The sequence below is a fragment of the Psychrobacter sp. GP33 genome, assembly GCF_014119005.1.
In the GTDB taxonomy this organism is placed as follows: Bacteria; Pseudomonadota; Gammaproteobacteria; order Pseudomonadales; family Moraxellaceae; genus Psychrobacter.
Genome location: NZ_JACGYX010000005.1, coordinates 163,106 through 183,983, shown reverse-complemented (window position 1 = coordinate 183,983; position 20,878 = coordinate 163,106). Strand labels below are relative to the sequence as shown.

Here is a 20,878-nt window from a genome sequence, read left to right as displayed (position 1 = left end):
AATTTACCACAATAAATCATGACAATTCTTTCAAATAAAATAGCTTACCGTACCTTTTTAAATAGACCACTAAACCGCTGCCCAACTCCCTGAAAAACGTTGGTAAAGCTTGATTTTTCAATGGATTCAATCTCACTTTGTTCACTATGACGAAATTGCTCGCTTTGGCTGTATAATAAAGTACCGAAAGCGGTATGGTAAGCTCGATCATTTATATAGGTATTAAGCTGCTTTGACGCTTCTTGATTATCAACGTGGTTATATGCACTAATATGAGGATGACTGTTGCTCAAAACTACGGGCATTTTAAGCAGTTTTTTGGCAAAAGGTACCATACCTTTAATGGTGCCACCACCACCTGTTAACACAATGCCACGATCGATATATCCTATTAGCCCTGCTTGATGTAATTGTCGCATGACTTCAGTGAAGATACTGACATAACGGGCTTCTATCGTTTGTGCAAGCTTATACACACTCACGTTAATCTCATCGTTTGACCCTTGCGCTCTGAATATAAAAAAAGAGCTAGGATCAATACTTTGTACATCAACAGTGCCATGTAATTTCTTTAGCTTTTCCGCTTCAATCATAGAGATACCGAAATCTGCTGAAATATCCATCGTAACTTCATGACTACCCGTTGGAACGCAATGCGTAAAGATCAGCTTATTTTCTTTATAGACACAAATGCTGGTGGTGCTAGCACCAATGTCTACCAAACATACGCCTTGCTGACGCTCTTCTGTTATCAGGCTATATTCCGCGCTGGTTACAGCATCAAATACCACATGATCCACACCCACATCACAACTTTGCAAAAGCTTCTGCAAATTTTGACGACTAGCAACTGGCAACATCATCATGTGGTACATAACGGTAATATCTGTGGCAACCATCTCAATAGCGTCATCAACGATGGCGTCCTGATCGTCAATATAAATACCTTGTTGACAACAATGCATCAAATAACAGTTTGACGGTAAGTCTTGTTTTTTAGCATCTGATAGCGCCTTTACCATATCGGTAGTGCGCACCACATCACCTTCAACACTAGCATGACCAGCATTGTTTTTACTCAACAACTCCGGAGTTGATAGCGTCAACCAAACACTATGAACTCGGCAGTTAGCAGTATCTTCTGCTTCTTGAATCGCTTGCTTTATTGCGCCTTGTAAACGTTCTCGGTGTTTAATTTGGCCTTGATAAAAATCACTATTTTTGACATGACCAACACCCATGATGCGGATATCTTTTGCAGACACCACATTACCAATGACAGCATATACTGCTGTGGCACTTAAATGAACAACAACCAAATTTTCAGTATTTTTCATGGTACAAGACAAATTATCGTTAAACAGGAGACTGCATGACGTCTCCATTAAATCATTAAAAAAAACAAAGCCAAACAGCAATACGCCATAAATACTAAACTTAAATAAACACTGATTCTATCTTAAGCAATTCGCTGTAATTACTGTTTAGGTATAGCTGAAAAATAAGATAACAGCCTACAAAATATTGATTAAAATTACTACTGTCACTTAACTTGGTGCGATTGGCGCTGCTGATTGCCAAGCAATACTGAAGCCATTTTTGTAACGTAAATCTATCGATTGTATTTCATGACGACGGGCACTTAACTGATTGCCTAATAATTGACTCAAACTCAGAAGCTTCTGCGCGGTATTTTCATTGTCTACAATTACACGTAGGCCATTACTAAAACGCACCAGCCATGTCATTCGCGGTGATAAAATAATATCTTCAACTTGCATACCAAGAGGCGCATACCACTCATTAATCTGCTGCATTTGCTGCATAATAACAGGAGCTTGCGTAATCTCACCTTGTAACATAGCAAAGTCGTCTTGAATCAATTCGTCACTATCTGCAGGAACAAATACCACTCCTTTAGCATCAACCAGTCTTTCTGTACCAAATTTGGCTACCGCTTGTTTAGGCAGTGCCGTAATCACAATACCCCGTTGCCAATCACGGGTGACACTAATTTGATCCACCCATGACAAATCAACTGCGATATCACGCAATGTCTGCAAATCCGTCGTAAAAAAGCTACTAATCGACTGCTGATTCATCGTTTGCTGCAATGCATGGTGCTGCATAGCTGTCAGCCCTTGATGACTGACTTCAATGGCAGCAGGTGGCGCATCGCGTAATGCTTTGCCCCCCATTATTAGAATTAGTAGTAATAAACCAATCACTAATGCCATAAAAAAGTATTTAACTGAGGGGGGTAATGTCTTCTGATGATTCATAGCATCACTCATCAAGTCAGTAGCGGCTTTGACAGTTTGAGTCATCAGTTCATTTGTTCCTATTTCTACCCTAACTTAGCATGAGAGCAATTATTTAATGAATAAAATGGTAGTTAAGCAAACAGTTTATTTTAAAAATATGCTTAAAAAGAATTAGTACTACTCATTTACCAGATATTACTAAAACTAATATATTGTTAATCAATGGCAAATAAATTCAGTTTATATGTTTTAATAAACTAATCGTGTACCAATAATAATAAATAGCTATTAGATAAATAAAATTACTTGATATTGCTAAAGCAAAGTTGTAAACACAATATTAACGTACTTTGATGATAAACAATAGCTTATCACCAATCGTAGCAGACAAATTTACACAAATTTACACTAAAATATTATTCAGCACAACTATAGAGACATAAGTAGTATTAGGATCAATAAATTATCTTATGTTTTGTACTGTTGGGAATGTACTTTTTACTAACTTGTAGGCTATAAAGTCTGGGATAAAATATGCCAGCATAAACTTTCAAAATCCATGCCACGTGCTTTGGCTGCCATGGGTACGAGGCTATGACTGGTCATACCTGGTACGGTATTAATCTCAAGCAGCCAAAAATTACCCTCTGTGTCTTGCATCGCATCAATACGACCCCATCCTTCAGCATTGACGGCGCGGAAGGCAGCAAGACTTAACGCTTGTAAATGCGTTTCTTCTGCTAAGCTTAATCCACAGGGAATATAATAAGAGGTATCATTACGATTATATTTGGCTTCAAAATCATAAAAATTAGTGATGTCAGCAGGCTCTAAGCGAATAACCGGATAAGCTTCATCATCAATAATAACAATGGTAAATTCACGACCGGTAATCCAGCGCTCTGCCATAACAACATCGCCACACTCTACAGCAGTTGCATAAGCAGGAGGCAGCTCATCTAAATGGTTGACCTTAGTCATACCAATGCTAGAGCCTTCGTGCACGGGTTTGATAATTAATGGCAGTCCTAACGTATCAACCACTTGCTGCCAATCAGTATCAGCGGTAAGCAATGAGAATGGCGCTGTAGGTAAGTCGCAGCCTTGCCACAATTGCTTCGTACGTACTTTATCCATGCCAAGAGCAGATGCTAGAACCCCAGAACCTGTTTGCGGGATATCTAACCATTGAAGCACGCCTTGCAATACACCATCTTCGCCGCCGCGACCGTGCAATACGTTAAAAACGCGATCAAAATTGCGCAGCTCGGTAATGTCTTGATCCTGGGGGTCAAAATGAGTGGCGTCAACGCCTTGGCTTTGCAATGCCTTTAAGACAGCAGCGCCACTATCTAAAGATATGACACGCTCATTACTATTGCCGCCGTAAACTACAGCAACTTTACCAAATACTTTGGCATCTTTATGAGTATGCGCAAGGCTCGTACTTTCTTTGTTGTCATCTTTTTGATTTTCTTGAGTGTTATGTGTTTGCGTCATCAGGAACATTCCTAAAGTTGAGCTTAAAATCTATTTAGTAAAATTGTACTTTCAGTATTATTTGTTAAGAGCTACTTAAGATAAAGCTGATTAGTAACCAAGTCGATAGCAATCTGTCCAATGTTGCCCGCACCTTGGGTTAAGAGTAGATCATTGGCTTGCAGTAAGCGCTGCATCGCAGGCGCAACATTATTCTTATCAATAATCGTTGGTTCAACTGTTCCACGTAATCGAATGCTACGCGCCAGTGCTTTGGTATCTGCGCCAGCGATTGGGCTCTCTCCTGCTGAATACACATCTAATAATAACAACTCATCGACAGTCGATAGTACTTCTACAAAATCGTCAAAACAGTCGCGCGTACGGGTATAACGGTGCGGTTGAAATAGCATGACTAAACGACGCTCTGGAAAGCTTTGACGAGCTGCTTTAATGGTAGCATCAACCTCTCTTGGATGATGACCATAATCATCAATGAGTAAGATATTGCCGTCATCAACCTTTACAGGTTCATGTTGCTCAAAGCGACGCCCGACACCTGCAAATTTCTGTAGCGCGCGTTTAATGGCTTCATCATCAACACCTTCATCGGTCGCCATAGTGATGGCAGCCAGCGCATTATAAACGTTATGAATACCTGGAATATTTAAGGTAAGATGCAAAGGGTTACGGTCGCGGCGCAAGACGGTAAAATGGGTTTTAGTACCTTCACTCACAACATCAATCGCTTGCACATCATTGAATGGTTCCAGCCCAAAGGTCAATACTGGACGTCCAATATCATCAATCATCGCGTACAGTTCAGCATCGTCACCGCACACTACTGCCAAGCCATAAAACGGCATATTTTGTAAAAACTGAATATAGGCAGCTTTTAATTTATCAAAGCTATTGCCATAGGTTTCCATATGATCTTGATCAATGTTGGTTACAATCGCTGCCATCGGGTGTAAGGTCAAAAATGACGCATCAGACTCATCTGCTTCGGCAACCAAAAAACGGCTACTACCTAACGCAGCATTTTTGCCAGACGCATTAAGTTTACCGCCAATCACGTAGGTCGGATCGAGATTTCCTTCAGCAAGCATAGTTGTCAATAGACTGGTGGTAGTCGTTTTACCATGAGCGCCAGCCACAGCAATACCATGACGATAGCGCATCAGTTCACCGAGCATATCTGCACGGCGAACTACTGGCAGACGAGCCTTTAAGGCAGCGGTGATTTCAGGGTTACTGCGGTCAATGGCAGATGAGACAACAACCACATCTGTCTGAGCAATATTTTTGGAATCATGACCGATAAATATTTCAATACCAATATCTTGCAAACGTCTTGTTACAGGACTTTCAGCAATGTCTGAGCCACTCACTTTATAACCCTGATTACTCATAACCTCAGCAATCCCGCACATTCCCGCACCGCCAATGCCCACAAAATGTAAATGCTGAATGCGACGCATCTCTGGTATTTCAATCAGGCGAGTTGGCGATGCTTTATCACTAGGGGTAGCGGCGGTGTCATTAGTAAGAGTGGTTGTGGACATAAGGGTTTCTCGTTATCAAAGCATCATAAAATTAAGGCATCGTAAAATGCGGTATATAGGGTTGGCAAAATAGTTGTTAAAATAATTATTAAAGTTATGCTTAGAGGGCGTGCCAAATAATATCGGCAACCTGCTGGCTAGCATTTCGATTGGCAAGCGCATGACCTTTTTGTGCCATCGCAAGACAAGCTTGTCGATTCAGAACCGATAATTCATCGCTTAAGCGCTTCGGTGTTAGCTCAGATTGTGGTAATAACAGTGCAGCGTTACGCTCTGTTAAAGTATGCGCATTAGCCGTTTGATGGTCGTCTACCGCGCTTGGGAGTGGCACAAAAATCGCCGCGATACCGACATTTTGAATTTCAGTAACAGTCAACGCGCCAGCGCGGCACACAATAATATCTGCCCATTGATACGCTGCTGCCATATCAGTAATAAAAGGCTGCACGGTGGTTTGATGAATGCCCAAATCCTCAGCATCATAAGCCGCTTGCGTCACTGCCTCATTATCACGACCACATTGATGGCGCACTTCAAAAGGCGTAGTGATAAGTGCTAGCGCCTTAGGAACGGTACTATTAAGTACTTGTGCACCCAACGAGCCACCAACCACTAATAACCGCAGTGGCGATTCATCATTAACATCATAACGCTCAGCTGGAGCCGCCACGTCGGTGATGGCATTGCGAACCGGATTACCAACCGTTTCTAACTTACTATTAGAGTCACCATCAAGCTCACTATTGGCAAAGGTATCTTCAAAGGCTTGCAGTACTTTAGTAGCAATTTTGGCTAAATAGCGATTGCTCATGCCAGCAATGGCGTTTTGCTCATGGATAACTAGCGGGGTCCCCGTCATGCGTGCGGCAATACCGCCCGGAGCAGTAACATAGCCGCCAAACCCGACTACCATATCAATCTTATTACTACGAATAATCTTGATAACCGCCATGGTCGCTGATAGTAAAGTAATCGGCATTTTAAGTAGACGCCCCACTCCTTTACCGCGCAGGCCTTGCATAGCAATGGCGTGAAACGCATAATCGGTTGGCGCAACCAAGCGATTTTCCATACCATTTTCTGTGCCAAGCCAATGAATCACCGCGCCACGCTCAGCCAGCAATTCGCTGACTGCCAGCGCTGGGAACACATGACCACCTGTACCAGCAGCCATCATCAATATATGCGGTTTCTTCATTGCTTTTAGCCTTTCTTATCTTTTTTCAAAAAAATGAGTATCTTTACCACACTCATTTTTGAACCATTTATCCATTAAATAGCCGTGTCGTAAAGCCCGCATAGTATAGAGTAAATTAAGGCGCGACATGTAGCGTTTTATAGCTAAATAAACGTCTAAACCTTGATTTTCTATATTCCTAAACCTTTTTATTAAGCAGCGCTTTATGACATAAGCGATTGAGTCGTGCTGACGTCTATTACGCCCATTATTAGCCTTAAAATTTAGGAATAATTTAGAATCGCGCTTCAACGGCTTTTATAAAGTCCGTGGCGATATCTGTACCGCATTGATCATCAATCTCACGAACACACGTTGGACTAGTGACATTAATTTCAGTAATACGTCCGCCAATAAGGTCGAGTCCGACAAACATTAGCCCTTTTTCTTTGACAATTGGTGCAACTACATGCGCCACTTGGCGTTCAATATCGGTCAATGGCATGGCAACCCCACTACCGCCTGCCGCTAAATTGCCGCGAGTTTCGCCTTTGGTTGGAATACGCGCTAAAGAGTAATCAATGACCACACCATCAACAATCAGAACCCGCTTATCGCCTTCTTTAATCTCAGGCAAATAACGCTGTGCCATAATCGGTAAGGTTTCAAGCTCGGTCAACATCTCAAGCGTGACGCCAATATTGTGACTGTCAGCTGTCAGGCGGAAAATACCCGTACCGCCCATACCATCAAGCGGTTTGACAATCACATCTTGCTGCTCAGCGATAAACTTACGGATATGTACCTGTTTACTAGTGACAATCGTTGGGCTCATATAATCGCTGAACCAGGTGGCAAACAGCTTTTCGTTACAGTCGCGTATCGCTTTTGGGTCATTGACGACGAGCACGCCTACCGCTTTGGCATGGTCTAATAAATGAGTGGCATAAGTAAAACGCATATCGAACGGCGGATCTTTACGCATTAAAATCACATCATAGTCTGTAGCTGGACAAGTGGCTTTTTCACTTAACGTATAAAAATTATCAGGGTCACGTTTGACGGTCACGGGATGCGCATCAATCATTAATTGACCACGATCAAGCCACAAATCATGAATTTGACAATAGCCAAGTGTATGCCCGCGGTCTTGCGCTGACCACATCATCGCCAGACTCGTGTCTTTTTTATAATTAATCTGTTCAATCGGATCCATGATGACAAGGATATTTAAAGAACGGCTATTCAAAGAACGACTGTTTGACGCTAAAGGGGCAGCTTGGCTCATGATCGACTCACTTAAGTATGGTAGTTTTGCGTACAGTGGTTACTAATGATGTGGTTATGAATAAACAGGCAAAAACATTCGGTTATTTATACGCCATACTGAGTACGGTAATGCTGCATTTTTGCAAGCTGGCTTGCAACCTGAGTGGCGTCTTGATGGGCGCTTTGTTCACCGGCTAAATAACCGATTAAGTCATCCATATCAACGAGGGCACGAACCGGCACTTGTAAATTGGCAACCAGTTCTTGAATGGCAGAAAGCTCGCCTTGTCCTTTTTCTTTACGGTCTAAGGCGACAAGAATACCAGCAACACTCGCACCTGCGGTTTCTAAAATATCTATCACTTCGCGCATTGCCGTACCTGCGGTGATAACATCGTCCAGTATCCAAACGGCTTTACCGTTTACATCAGCGCCGACTAAATTGCCGCCTTCGCCGTGAGTTTTCACTTCTTTACGATTATATCCCCACTCGGCATTGATACCATGATGGAGCCATAGTGCTTGTGCCGTTGCCGCCACAAATGGAATACCTTTATACGCCGCACCAAAGATAACCAGTTCTTTATTGCTATCACCAGCTTTTTGCATTTGTTCCGCTAAGGCATCGGCATAACCACGCGCCAATAGCGATAGCATCTCGCCCGTTGCTAATAAACCAGCATTAAAAAAATACGGGCTAACTCGACCCGACTTCAGCACAAACTCACCAAACTTGAGTACTTGGTTATCTAAGGCGAGTTGAATAAAGTCATGAGCGGTAAATGATGGGGTGTGCATAAGGCATTCCTATGGGGAAAATTTTTGCATTATTGTACGCATTATTGGTCAGCTTGACCAACCATTGATAGCATAATCTTGCATATTGGCGTAGCGCGTCAGCAGACCACAGCGTGAAGAAACGTTAAAGTAACAGTGACCATCCTCCGCTATCTGCAACTCCCAACCCAAATGCTGCGCTGCTACGATAATGTGTCCAGCAAACAGTCGGATTTGACGATATTGATAGCGTAACGCTGGCGTGCGACAAACTTGGCTCAGTATATAGCTACGCACATACTGACAAATTTGCTCGGCGCTATAGCTGTGATTGATACTTTTACGGGTGGCACATTGGCTCAACACATGTACTGCCACACTACACGCCATAATATCGGTGGCAAGACTACCAACGCCCGATTCAAATTGCTCAGGTTGTAATATGACTTGCCAATCATCGGCATAGATACTGTTTAATAGTTCGTTAGGATTATAACGTTTAATGATTGCTCGTAATGAAGACTGTTTCTCATCCGTATTAATTTTATTGTCGTTATTTTTATCATTATTACTAACCAAGTTATCGACCATAAAACCATAACGCGTTAACTGCGGATGTTTCTTAATAACCTGCCCAATATCCGCCATATCCAGCAACGTCATGGTATCAAGTGACATTAATAAAGGCTGCTCGCTATGGTTATGATAAAAGCTATCCGGAAGCGCTATCAGCTGTGCCGCTTTAAGAAAACCGAGATAGTCGGCAAACGATTCTGACGCCAACAGCTGCCACTTTGATAGATTGTCGGTATGGGGCTTATGAAAACGCCCTGAGCGACCATACAGATGATTGAGCTGACCATTGACGCGCCGCGTAGGTTCTGGAATATCGCTAAGCGGGCGAGCGGGGTCAAGCGCGGTTTGGCGTGGATCAAAATTCGGATGGATAATGGCAGGTTGTGCATTATTAGCCAGTAAAGACAACTGCTCAACGCTACCTTCTGTATGCACACCTTGCCCTGATAGCTTTTGAGCTGAGCGGTCATCAGAAGTAAAAGGCTGAGTCATAATGTTTCCAAGACAATAGTCATATCAAGTAAAAACGAAATCGAAAAAAATTCTGGTAAGCAATTTAGGCTCTTTTTTTATTAACCATCATCATGATATCGCAAAATATCTTGATAACCGGCTTGCCAATCAGGATAAGTGAGCCAAGCTAACGGAATGTTGCTATGTAACCGTTTCCCCGTAACAGCAGATTTTGAAGTATCGACTTCTGGCAATGTGGCACTGATTTGCTGGCTAAGCCACTTAGTTAATTCGAAAATCGTCACCGGCGCGTAATCGGTGGCAATATAAATAGGTTTTGGCATATCTATTGTCAATACTTTTACGATAATCGCGACCAAATCGCTGTCCATAATGCGGTTGCTCCAATCCTCAGCAGCAATCGGCGCTTTTTGTTCTTCGCGGGCTTTACGTAGACGCATCAACCGCTCGCGTCCGTAGATACCACTTGGACGAATAATAATCGCTTTATCGCCAAAGCCCTGTTGTAATGCTTGTTCCGCTTGCAATATAATTTTTGATGCGCCGCGCTCAGGTACGATAGGCGCAGTATTTTCATCAATCCACTCACCATTATTTTGCCCATAAACACCTGTTGATGAGATGAAAATAATACGCTCAAGGTTAATTAATTTATCCGCAAGTGTGGCTAAATGCTGGCAAATTGCTAAATAGCTGGCGTGATAGCCATCCGTTGAATAATCATCAGGCGTCACAATAACTGCAATACGGGTAAACTCTTGCAATTGCTCAGCCGTTAATGTTAATGCGTCCGCTTGGATAAAATCCGCCTTATCATCCAAAGCGTATTGGCTACGTTCACTACGCGCCAGGCCCGTTACGGCGACACTATCTTGTAAAGAATCTTGTACAAGTCGATTGGTCACTGGCAAACCAATATCGCCTTGTCCAATAATCAGCCATTGTTGCGTCGTCATCAGCTATCCTTATTTATATTTATTTTGAATAAATTACTTAAAATTAATTGTTAGAAATAACGCATATAGGCCAGTTTAATATCGTCATTGGCATTGATGCGATCTTGCCATTCATAACTGGCGTCAAGGCGCAATGCTTGCTTTTTATCAATATCATAGTGCAGCCCAAGGGTGGTTATCGGCTGCCAGTAATGACCACGAACATCAGGCGCGTCGCTGCTGCCATGATACCAATACGGCAGTTGCAATTCAGCTTGCGCACGTAACTGATTGTTAATCTGATAGTGGCAACCCGCGTTTACGCCAGCGCCAACACGATAGCCTCTATTCAGCCCGCGCCCGCCTTGCACTGCCCCCGTGCCAAAAGCATAACAAAGCTGCGGCGGCATCTCACCACTTATCAAACCTGAGGTATCGGTACGCGGTGCACCAAATGCCCACGATTTTCCATACTCTAACGTCGTGCTACCCACTAAATGGTCGGTGCCGTCTTGTTGCGAGCCATCATTAACACGGGTCGCTTCAATACTTGCGCCCCACGTTTTGCCTTTCTTAGCAGAATTTACTGGATTAAATGAGCGCCCACGAATCAAGGTGAAATTTTGCAACACAGTACTCTTTGGCGCATTGCCGTTGCTATCTTCATCATTATCGTAAAAACGTAAGGTTGCCGCCAATCCTTCTAAATTAAAAAACTGACCAAATCCGGCGGGGCGATCCAGCGTATCGTGCAAGCCTGCCCGCAGACCAACATCGATATAGCTATTATCGCCGCGCTGCCCAATTCCAACATGGGCGCGTTGCATGGGGTGACGATCAAGCGGATTGTTATCAGGGGCGGAGATGGTCAATGGCAATAAGGTTTGACCATTCTTGGATAGGCTAGATACCGGATTAATAATTGGCGAGGCAATGTTATTGATATCGTCTTCACTCAAAGACTGATAACCCAATCTTGCCTGCTTTTGCGCAGTATTAAGCTGCGCTTGGCGGATGGTATCGTCCGCTGGAGTATAACGAGTGTTGGTTAGTAACTTTTCACGATTCAGTAAATTGACCACATCAGAGGGAATCACCACATAAGGCAGCTGACTTAATAACTGCTGGTTAGGGCGTACCACATCGATAAGACGCAAAATCTCAGAAGCACAGTTATCGGTTGCAAAATAATAAGGTATCGACAAATCCTTAGTTTCCCACACGTGTAACATAATCTGTTGGACTTCTGCAGGCGTCAAATCAAGCTGATACGTCCAAGTATCTCGCTCATCGTTTTTGAGATAATCGGCTAATTTCTTTGGATATGGGTCAATTTCAATCAAATTATCATAACGTCCGCTCATGGCCTTGATGGCAAAAAGCGCAAAATTATCCTTATTATCGCCATCAACGGTATCATTTAGGGCATAAGCATGATGAATTTGGGTAAAGTCTTTAGCGCTGGCTGCCGAGTCAATGCGTAATAAAGTATGCCCAAAAGCAGATATCGGATTGTCCAAATACTCCTGTGCAAACATAACTGACAGCTGCTTTGGCGCTATCGTTGCCATCCAGTCATCGAGCTCTGGGCATGCGACTTGCAGCTCAGCCTTATCAATACTCAATGTCTCAGCAAGCCATTGTACACGCGCTGGAAATCGGCAAAGGGCAGAATCATTTGCAACCGTGCGTGCAGTGTCGGCAGGCAATGCTACTTGTTCCGCCATTGCTACCAATAGGGCATCAAGCTCAGCAGCGGCGTCTTGTTGTCCATTCGGCGTTAAGAAAAACTCGGCATCATCAACTTCACTTTTCGTATTTTTTTTAGCAAACAAGCCTTTTTTATCGTCAATAATATACAGCAGTCGCCGCCACGTTGTATGCTCGGCTAGATTGTCCGTTTGCACTTGCTGCCGCCATGTGGTTAATAATTGCTCAGCATTAGCATTACCACTGGTATTAGAGTTAACCATTTGCTTGCCAGCGCTATTGCTAGTTTTATGATTAATATTATTATCTGCACTGTTATTATTTATAAGGATGCTATTATCCGTGGCGCGTGTAATGCTACGTTTCACGGTAGTGGTATCGGCATTAGTGGGTGCTAATTCGCCAGTGGTCACCAGTGACAAGGGGGTCGGTAATATAGCGTGTGACTGCGTGCTGAATAACAGACCGGCAATAACCAACGGTAAGTAGGTACGCTGACAGATGGGCTGCGACGTATGACAGTGGGTAAAAGCATTAGAAATATTCGACATAGCGTAGCACCTCTTATTTTATGATGTATATGTGATGAGCGATTTTAACACTACTGGGTTAATAAGATTAATCGGCATAATATGCTATAACGTTTGCTCATCATATTCATTGGGTGCACACTTGGCTATCCCTTATAATAGAGGCTGTTATGTCCACTACCTTACCACTGTCAACACCAATAACATTATCACGTTCAGTATCTCCAATGACGATCAGTGATGGGCGCTTATCAGCAGCCACATGGTTATGTTCACCGAACTATAATGAGCGCCCTGCTGGCATGAGCATTGATACGATCGTCATTCATAATATTAGCTTACCACCGAATGAGTTTGGCGCGTGCAGCGTGGATGGTAGGCATTATGTCAAAGCTTTATTTACCAATCAATTAGACTGGCAAGCGCACCCTTATTTTCAAAAAATTGAAGGTGCTGAGGTTTCCTCGCATCTTTTTATTGAACGCAATGGTAGCATCACTCAGTTTGTAAACTTTAATGATCGGGCATGGCATGCTGGCAGGTCGAGCTACCTTGGTAGACCTGAATGTAATGATTATAGCATTGGCATTGAGCTTGAAGGCTCAGATTTTGTGCCGTTTACCGAGGTTCAATATGAGATTCTGGCACAAGTGGTGACTGCAATCTATCATGCCTACCCTAAAACACGGCGGCATTTAACCGGACATAGTGATATTGCGCCAAATCGTAAAACGGATCCAGGTGATTATTTTGAATGGACAAAATTGCGCGCAGATATTGCGGGATTATTAGAACAAAATTAATCACCCCACTTTTATAAATTAGGAAAGCTATGACTTGGATTGAAGTGGTCGATTCAGCCGTAAAAATAGGATTAGGAGCGTTGATAGCTGGCGTTATTGCTTTTTTATTGTCTTCAACCCAACATCGTAATGAGCTTAAAAAATCTAAAGTAGAACGCGAGTTCGAGATGCTAAAAGAAGTTGCAGAGAAAGTGGAGAATTTTAATACTATTACTTTAAACTACTGGGCATTCGTCACTGATTGGCGGCGCAGGTTAATTTTGGATACTTCTATCCCTATGTCTAACAGTTTGAGAGATACTCAACAAAAATTATTTGACAGCTTCAGTGAATTAACGACAGCAGAGTCTTTACTACTCTTATTTGGATACAACAATGCTTCAGTTAAACTAAGAGAATATGGGGAAACGGTAATAGCATTTAAAAAAAGAGTGGAATCTTTAGATGCACATTTCGATAACAATGATACAGCCAACTATAGAAAAACTATCATTGATAAACGCTCCGAATTATTTAATCTACTGAATGAGATTTATAAGACGATTTAGTTATCAAGTAATCTACTAGGATTATAATCATAATTCAGCTAGCCAAGCCATTTGTATGGAAGCCATTTATCTATGTTATGAAAATGCTATAATCCGACAGTTTTTTCGACCTCAGCATATTAATAAACAACATTAATAGATAAATTCGCATAATAGGTTCTCATGGCAAAAAGTCGGTTATTTCGTTCAACGATGGTGGTTAGTAGCATGACCATGCTGTCGCGTATTTTAGGTTTGGTACGTGACATCGTATTATTAGGGGTATTTGGCGCTGGCGGATTGATGGATGCCTTTTTGGTCGCCTTTAAAATCCCCAATTTTTTGCGCAGACTGTTTGCCGAAGGGGCATTTAGTCAAGCGTTTGTGCCAGTGTTATCAGAGTACAAAGAAAAATATAGTCTGCAAGAGGTGCAGATTTTAGTCAGTCGTACTTCAGGCGCATTGATGTTAATTTTGTCTATGCTGACCTTAGTAGTCATCTTGATGGCTCCGTGGGTGATAACGTTATTTGCCCCTGGTTTTGCTGACCAACCTGATAAATTTGGTATTGCCACTGAGCTGCTGCGCTTGACCTTCCCCTATTTATTATTTATTTCCATGACTGCTTTTGCTAGTGGCATTTTACAGAGCTACGGACGCTTTGCTGCACCTGCTTTCGCACCAGTATTACTCAACCTATGTATGATTGGCGGTGCGCTGGTTTTTGCGCCCATGTTTGATACACCGATTATGGCGCTTGGCTATTCGGTAGCGATTGCAGGATTATTGCAGCTGCTTATCCAATTGCCACAATTGTCGCAGCAAAAACTGTTGGTACTGCCGAAAATCGACTTTCAACATGAAGGGGTTAGACGTATCTTAAAGCTGATGCTGCCCGCTATTTTTGGGGTTTCAGTAACGCAAATTAATCTACTGTTGAATACCGTCTTTGCCTCGCTGATGATTGGCGGTTCGGTATCGTGGCTGTATGCTGCGGAGCGTATGAGTGAGCTGCCGCTGGGATTAATCGGTGTTGCTATCGGTACGGTTATTTTGCCAAGCTTATCAAAAAGTGAAGCGCAAAAAGATGATATCAGCTTTAGAAAAACGATTGATTGGGCAGCACGTTTGATTATTTTGGTGGGTTTACCGGCTGCTGCCGCTTTATTTATACTGTCTGACGTACTCATGCAGGCGTTATTTATGCGCGGTGAATTTACGCTGCGTGATGCGCAGATGAGCTCACTGGCACTGCGCAGTATGTCAGGTGGTATTTTAGGTTTTATGTTGATAAAAATCTTTGCGCCAGCTTTCTTTGCCCGTCAAGACATTCGTACACCAGTACGTATTGGTATTATTTCTGTCTTTGCTAACATGGTTTTTAGCGTCATTTTTATTGGTATCTTTTACTTTTTCGATATTCCATTGCATGGTGGTTTGGCACTCGCCACTACAGCTGCTTCGTTTGTCAATGCAGGCTTACTCTATTACTTCTTACATCAACGCGAAATTTTCCGTTTTGGCAGCCACTGGAAAAAGCTATTTACGCAGTTCTTCCTTGCGGCAGGCGCAATGATTGCGGCACTTTATGCCATGCTGCCCTACTTCCCAACCGATTCAGCACAATGGCAGCGCGTCGTTGCGTTGATGATCATGTGTGTCGTTGGGGCGGTCATTTATGGCGGCGTATTATTGGCAACTGGCTTTCGTCCGCATCAACTTAAGCATGGTTAAAGCTCAGCAACTACCACATTTATCACTAAATATACACATGCCTATATGCTGACTGTATCCATAAATTTTGAGGTTTGTTATGAAAGTATCTTCGTTAACGTTGCAACGATTACCTATGCTGTTTGCGACCAGTATATTAGGTGCGGGATTATTATTAAGTGGTTGTAGCAAGGACACTGACGATAAAACAGAGGTAGTAGTAACGGAAAAAGATGTTAACACTACGCCAGTAACTGAGACAGTAGACACTATTGATAGCAGCACGATTGATGATCCTGACGCTGAAGCAACTGCGACGACTGACAGCACGTCTGATTCTACAACGAGCACCAGCGACACGGAAATGGTTAGTAAAGCCATCAGCCCTATCGCAGCCGCTACTAAGCAGCCAAGTTTGCTAACCAATCCTACCGAAGTGGGCACAGCAGAAGATACAGTAAAACTGGCGCTAGACACGTTATATTATGGCGATGTTAAAAAGGCAGCAACTTATTACCAAGTGGACATGGCAAACTTTGAGGAAGAGCTGAAAAATACCCAGTTTGCCTTTCAGCAAACCGTTGAGTCCGTTACCATCATTGAAACTAAATATAATAAAGACAAAACTCGCGCCACAGTTATCGGTGAATTAAAACTAAAAAACCAAAGTGAACCTGCGCCATTGAGTTATATACTCCAAAAAATAGACGGTCAGTGGAAAATTTTGGGCTAAAACAGTAAGCACAGATAAAGCAGCTAAAGTACGATTTAATCATCAACAGATACCGCTTTACCAAGCATCACCACATCGGCAATAAACCCTTGCATGTCACAGACTTGCGGCATATAACCCCACTGCGTAAAGCCAAGCTTGGTAAATAAACCCAAACTTGGCTGATTGTGGGCAAAAATCAGTGCCACTACATTTCGAATGCTCAGACTGGGTGCTTGGGTCAACATCCATCGTGCCAGTAACCCGCCCAGCCCTTTCCCGTGATAGTCTTGATGCAAATAAATGCTGATTTCACTACTAATATGGTAAGCCGGACGCGCATATAAATCACTAAAACTACCCCATGCCACTATTGGCGAAGCAAAACCCGCCTGCTTACTATTCTGAATAGTAGATTGCTCAGTATTTTGTGTTGCGATATCAATAGCTTTAACCACGTAAATTGGACGCTTTTCATTATTGATATGCTCGTTAAACCAATCAATTCGTTCAGCCATCGTCACTGGGGTTAAATTTGCCGTTGCTTGTTTGCCCGCGACGCTTTGATTATAAATCGCCAAAATCTCTGCTAAGTCAGCGTCCTGGGCGCGTTGTACTACAAATTGCTCATTAAGCATGACGGCTGTCGTATTGTTGTCAATCAAAGCAGTCATTGCAAGCCTCTTACTATATATAGCTAGTGATTTATGGTTAATGATGTCAGTCTTGCTATTTTACTTTATAATGGCAAGTTTTGGACACAGCAACCTCTTAGCTAACTGTGTTTTTATTTTTATTTGGTCTTAGCATAGCTGCAAATATATGAAAACTTACTTTCTTGAGCAATTGCTTGCGCCACCAGCCGGTCTAGCCACTGAACGCCAACCGGTAGCGTTAGCGCCTTGTGTGCTGACTATTGGCAACTTTGATGGGGTTCATTTAGGGCATCAAGCCATGCTCGCCCAAATGCAGACGTTAGCCAATACGCACAAGCTTAGCTCAGCAGTGATGCTATTCGAGCCGCAGCCGCGAGAGTTTTTTGCACCCGAATCCGCACCAGCGCGCCTGACCAATTTGGCAGAAAAACAAGCCTTATTAGCAGCCTATGGTGTTGAGACTTTAATCGTTGCTAGCTTCGATGCAGAGTTTCGAGCGCTCTCCGCGCACGCCTTTGCTGATTTATTAGTGCAGCGTTTAAACGTCAAAGCTTTGGTGCTCGGAGATGATTTTCGCTTTGGGCATGATCGGACGGGCGATAGTGAATTTTTGCGTCAGTATGGTTTGCTGGTCATCAACTTGGATACGGTTACTGACCACAGCGCCGCCAGTGAACGTATCAGCTCAACCCGCGTTCGTAACTTACTACTAGCCGGTAATATCAATGAAGCTAGTCAATTATTAGGCCGAGATTATACAATCACGGGAACGGTTATTGGCGGTGATAAAATCGGTCGTACCATGGATTTCCCCACGGCAAATATCGACCTTGCTCGTATAAAACCTGCACTGCATGGTATTTTTGCGGTCGATGTGGTGATACTGGATACTAATGGACAGGTAGTAGAAAACGGTTTTAATGCACTCATAGAAGATGGGCAAATAGGGCTATCAGGTCTTCGTGCGCACAGCTTATTTGGCGCTGCGAATGTTGGTATCCGACCGTCAATAGATAAACCACACGACTGGCGCTTAGAAGTACATTTCCCACACTTACACGCCAATCTATACGATCAGACTTTAGAAGTACGGTTTTTGCACTTCTTGCATGGTGAGCGCCATTACGGCGGTTTAGAGGCATTAAAGACAGGTATTAAACAGGACGTGGTAGAGTTACTAGCGTGGCGGGAACAGCAGTTAAAGTGAAAAGCATCAAGGCTATACCTGATTATTACTTTAAAAACAAAAAACCCACGATGATAATAATTGTGGGTTTTTTATACGATTCATATAATTTTAAACTATCAGCTTATGACCAAAACAGATATCAAGCTTGCGGATGTAAACGCACGTTTAAATCATCAATCACTTCAACCCAAGCGGCATCTTTCTTCCATTCTTCTTGTAGAAACATACATTGCTGTGCAGTCCAAATACTGGCATCAGTCAAAGACTCATCTTTTGCCAACTGATTCTTTTCAACAAACGCATCAATCGCGTCATCTGAACTATCTAAGCCTAATTGAGCAAATAATTCATTAATACTGTATTCAGGTTCGCCTAACATTTTTGTTCTCCTTGAGTTTTCTACTTATGGTACTAACCATTATTTAATTTTTAAATTAAAAACTTTGTTAACGCATTTATTGTAGCAAGCCTTATTCCAAGAACTGTTATTCAACGTTACCACTTATGTTAACATCTAGAATCTAATAGCTTAAATTAAAGACGTAAAAAAGCCCTCGAATTAAAGAAGGCTTTTTTATACCAAACGTTCAAAGCAGATTAGCTACCATCTACTTATTATGGTAGTAAATGAGATACCGCATCACGCTCTTCGTTAAGCTCTTGCTCAGTGGCTGCCATTTTCTCTTTTGAGAAATCAGATGACACATCAACGCCTTCTACGATAGTCCAATCACCATTGCTGCAAGTACATGGGAACGAGTAAATCAAGCCTTTAGAGATGCCATATTCGCCGTTTGAGTAGACACCCATTGATACCCAATCATTCTCATCAGTACCCATAACCCATGTACGAACGTGAGCAATAGCGGCATTGGCAGCAGACGCAGCAGAAGATGCACCACGCGCTTTAATAATAGCAGCACCGCGTTGTTGTACTTCTGGGATATAAGTCGCTTCGTACCAGTCACGATCTACCAAATCTAACGCAGGCTTGTCGTTCACAGTACAAGACGTCAAATCAGGATACTGAGTCGATGAGTGATTGCCCCAGATGGTCATTTTTTTCACATCATTAACGGTGCTGTCGGTTTTTTGCGCCAACTGCGCCATGGCACGGTTATGATCCAAACGGGTCATTGCAGTGAAATTACGCGGGTCTAAATCTGGTGCGTTACGCTGAGCAATAACGGCGTTGGTGTTCGCAGGGTTGCCGACGACCAATACTTTTACATCACGGCTTGCTACGTCGTTTAATGCTTTACCTTGCGCTGAGAAAATAGCCGCGTTGGCTTCTAACAAATCTTTACGTTCCATACCTGGACCACGCGGACGTGAACCAACCAATAACGCATAATCAACATCTTTAAAGGCAACGGTTGCATCATCCGTTTGTACAATACCTGCCAATAACGGAAATGCACAGTCTTCTAATTCCATGACCACACCCTTTAACGCATCAAGCGCAGGCGCGATTTCGAGTAATTGCAAAATAACCGGCTGATCTTTACCTAACATCTCACCAGATGCAATGCGAAAAAGCATGGCATAGCTGATATTACCAGCAGCGCCAGTTACGGCAACACGAACAGGCTGTTTCATAGAATATTCCTTAATTGATTATTGGATGATTCATGATTATGTAGATAGCGACCGGCTATATGCATAATAGCAGTCATAAACCGAGGGTTAGTGTAGCACTTCGTTTAGTAAATCGTCTAGAGACAATACAGTGAATACACGGCTACTGTTTGGCTATATTGTTACATTTTATAATGATACGATTTATCTCAAGTTGGTCACTTACCACCAGAAATAATAAAGTTTTTACCGCAATTATCCACCACATTACTACAATTTGCATACTGCCCGCCTTCATAGCAGACATGGACATCGGTCAAAACAGACTGACGACGGCGGCTGTCTTTTTGACAAATCAAGTCAATACCAGCAGGTGTCATGCCATTATTTAGGCGCGCCATTTGTCCAACGAAGCGTGATTTTGATACCGTATAGCTGTTACCCGTATTCAGTTCATTGGGTAGCTTGAGTTGACCGGCATGATTGACAATTAGCCGAAAATAGCTGCTCGAGCTCAGTGGGCTACAAGCACCATAACGTTGCCATGCTTGGCTGCGTACTGTGCTGTCCGGCATGATACGATTAACCACTTTTAACTGGAGTGGCGTCAAACGTGGCTCACTGCCGCGTCCACAGCGCTCGCCATAACCTAAGTCCAACCCAGACACTGTTAATGAGTAACCTTCAAGACATTGTCGCATTCGCGCGCGCGACGGTTGCAGACTACATAATGCGGGCGTCATCTCAATCATCAGCACTTGCTGACCTGATCTAACCGGATTTGCTGCTTGAGCAGGTAATAATACTATTCCCTGTAGCAGTAGCACAGTGCCAGCAGTCACTACAACGTGCGTGTTGTTACTGGCGCTATTATAAGAAGTTTGAGTAATGGTCTGCAGCATTGACTTAAAGTGTTTTTTTATCATAAGGAATATGGCATCTAG

The 20,878-nt window shown here is 42.9% G+C and carries 19 protein-coding genes; 5 read left to right on the top strand and 14 right to left on the bottom strand.

What is annotated here, in order from left to right; all coding sequences use genetic code 11:
- Positions 1 to 44 precede the first annotated feature (44 nt).
- The 10 genes from ftsA to H2245_RS08545 all read right to left on the bottom strand — a co-directional run bounded on the left by ftsA (position 45) and on the right by H2245_RS08545 (position 12,777).
- The gene (gene ftsA, locus H2245_RS08590; RefSeq protein ID WP_220464403.1) at positions 45 to 1,337 is read right to left on the bottom strand and encodes a cell division protein FtsA; all 1,293 of its coding nucleotides are present in this window, start codon (positions 1,335 to 1,337) and stop codon (positions 45 to 47) included.
- A 210-nt stretch (positions 1,338 to 1,547) separates the two neighbouring features.
- On the bottom strand, positions 1,548 to 2,327 hold the full coding sequence (locus tag H2245_RS08585; RefSeq protein WP_182406988.1) for a cell division protein FtsQ/DivIB: 780 nt from the start codon (positions 2,325 to 2,327) through the stop codon (positions 1,548 to 1,550).
- 450 nt (positions 2,328 to 2,777) lie between these two features.
- Positions 2,778 to 3,764: a D-alanine--D-alanine ligase gene (locus H2245_RS08580; protein WP_182406987.1), complete on the bottom strand. Its 987-nt coding sequence runs from the start codon at positions 3,762 to 3,764 to the stop codon at positions 2,778 to 2,780.
- Positions 3,765 to 3,835: 71 nt separating this feature from the next.
- Positions 3,836 to 5,308 (bottom strand): UDP-N-acetylmuramate--L-alanine ligase, encoded by a 1,473-nt coding sequence (gene murC, locus H2245_RS08575; protein ID WP_182406986.1) that lies wholly within the window; start codon positions 5,306 to 5,308, stop codon positions 3,836 to 3,838.
- A 100-nt stretch (positions 5,309 to 5,408) separates the two neighbouring features.
- Positions 5,409 to 6,506: an undecaprenyldiphospho-muramoylpentapeptide beta-N-acetylglucosaminyltransferase gene (gene murG / locus H2245_RS08570; protein WP_182406985.1), complete on the bottom strand. Its 1,098-nt coding sequence runs from the start codon at positions 6,504 to 6,506 to the stop codon at positions 5,409 to 5,411.
- A 274-nt stretch (positions 6,507 to 6,780) separates the two neighbouring features.
- Entirely contained in the window at positions 6,781 to 7,773 is a 993-nt protein-coding gene (gshB, locus tag H2245_RS08565; RefSeq protein WP_182406984.1) for a glutathione synthase, read from the bottom strand.
- 86 nt (positions 7,774 to 7,859) lie between these two features.
- Positions 7,860 to 8,552: an orotate phosphoribosyltransferase gene (gene pyrE, locus H2245_RS08560; RefSeq protein WP_182406983.1), complete on the bottom strand. Its 693-nt coding sequence runs from the start codon at positions 8,550 to 8,552 to the stop codon at positions 7,860 to 7,862.
- Positions 8,553 to 8,600: 48 nt separating this feature from the next.
- Positions 8,601 to 9,599 (bottom strand): hypothetical protein, encoded by a 999-nt coding sequence (locus tag H2245_RS08555; RefSeq protein WP_182406982.1) that lies wholly within the window; start codon positions 9,597 to 9,599, stop codon positions 8,601 to 8,603.
- 80 nt (positions 9,600 to 9,679) lie between these two features.
- A complete protein-coding gene (locus H2245_RS08550; RefSeq protein ID WP_182406981.1) occupies positions 9,680 to 10,537 on the bottom strand; it encodes an NAD-dependent epimerase/dehydratase family protein in 858 nt (285 codons plus the stop codon).
- A gap of 50 nt (positions 10,538 to 10,587) precedes the next feature.
- Positions 10,588 to 12,777 carry a DUF4105 domain-containing protein gene (locus H2245_RS08545; RefSeq protein ID WP_182406980.1) on the bottom strand — a complete coding sequence of 730 codons (2,190 nt, stop codon included), beginning with the start codon at positions 12,775 to 12,777 and terminating at the stop codon, positions 10,588 to 10,590.
- Positions 12,778 to 12,926: 149 nt separating this feature from the next.
- Between H2245_RS08545 and ampD the strand changes: the two genes are divergently transcribed.
- From ampD to H2245_RS08525, 4 genes are all read left to right on the top strand, one after another.
- On the top strand, positions 12,927 to 13,559 hold the full coding sequence (ampD, locus tag H2245_RS08540; protein WP_182406979.1) for a 1,6-anhydro-N-acetylmuramyl-L-alanine amidase AmpD: 633 nt from the start codon (positions 12,927 to 12,929) through the stop codon (positions 13,557 to 13,559).
- 29 nt (positions 13,560 to 13,588) lie between these two features.
- Complete coding sequence (locus H2245_RS08535; RefSeq protein ID WP_182406978.1) at positions 13,589 to 14,107, top strand: hypothetical protein; 519 nt, start codon at positions 13,589 to 13,591, stop codon at positions 14,105 to 14,107.
- A gap of 162 nt (positions 14,108 to 14,269) precedes the next feature.
- On the top strand, positions 14,270 to 15,820 hold the full coding sequence (gene murJ / locus H2245_RS08530) for a murein biosynthesis integral membrane protein MurJ (protein ID WP_182406977.1): 1,551 nt from the start codon (positions 14,270 to 14,272) through the stop codon (positions 15,818 to 15,820).
- A 79-nt stretch (positions 15,821 to 15,899) separates the two neighbouring features.
- On the top strand, positions 15,900 to 16,532 hold the full coding sequence (locus tag H2245_RS08525) for a hypothetical protein (protein WP_182406976.1): 633 nt from the start codon (positions 15,900 to 15,902) through the stop codon (positions 16,530 to 16,532).
- Positions 16,533 to 16,567: 35 nt separating this feature from the next.
- On the opposite strand, the gene H2245_RS08520 is transcribed toward H2245_RS08525, so the two are convergent.
- Positions 16,568 to 17,185, bottom strand: coding sequence for a GNAT family N-acetyltransferase (locus H2245_RS08520; protein WP_182406975.1), 618 nt, complete (start codon positions 17,183 to 17,185; stop codon positions 16,568 to 16,570).
- 148 nt (positions 17,186 to 17,333) lie between these two features.
- On the opposite strand from H2245_RS08520, the gene ribF reads away from it, so the two are divergent.
- The gene (gene ribF, locus H2245_RS08515; RefSeq protein WP_182406974.1) at positions 17,334 to 18,374 is read left to right on the top strand and encodes a riboflavin biosynthesis protein RibF; all 1,041 of its coding nucleotides are present in this window, start codon (positions 17,334 to 17,336) and stop codon (positions 18,372 to 18,374) included.
- A gap of 121 nt (positions 18,375 to 18,495) precedes the next feature.
- On the opposite strand, the gene H2245_RS08510 is transcribed toward ribF, so the two are convergent.
- From H2245_RS08510 to H2245_RS08500, 3 genes are all read right to left on the bottom strand, one after another.
- Positions 18,496 to 18,735 carry a DUF2789 family protein gene (locus H2245_RS08510; protein WP_182406973.1) on the bottom strand — a complete coding sequence of 80 codons (240 nt, stop codon included), beginning with the start codon at positions 18,733 to 18,735 and terminating at the stop codon, positions 18,496 to 18,498.
- 236 nt (positions 18,736 to 18,971) lie between these two features.
- Positions 18,972 to 19,955 (bottom strand): malate dehydrogenase, encoded by a 984-nt coding sequence (locus H2245_RS08505; RefSeq protein WP_182406972.1) that lies wholly within the window; start codon positions 19,953 to 19,955, stop codon positions 18,972 to 18,974.
- Positions 19,956 to 20,152: 197 nt separating this feature from the next.
- The gene (locus tag H2245_RS08500; protein ID WP_259365146.1) at positions 20,153 to 20,860 is read right to left on the bottom strand and encodes a ribonuclease T2; all 708 of its coding nucleotides are present in this window, start codon (positions 20,858 to 20,860) and stop codon (positions 20,153 to 20,155) included.
- Positions 20,861 to 20,878 lie beyond the last annotated feature (18 nt).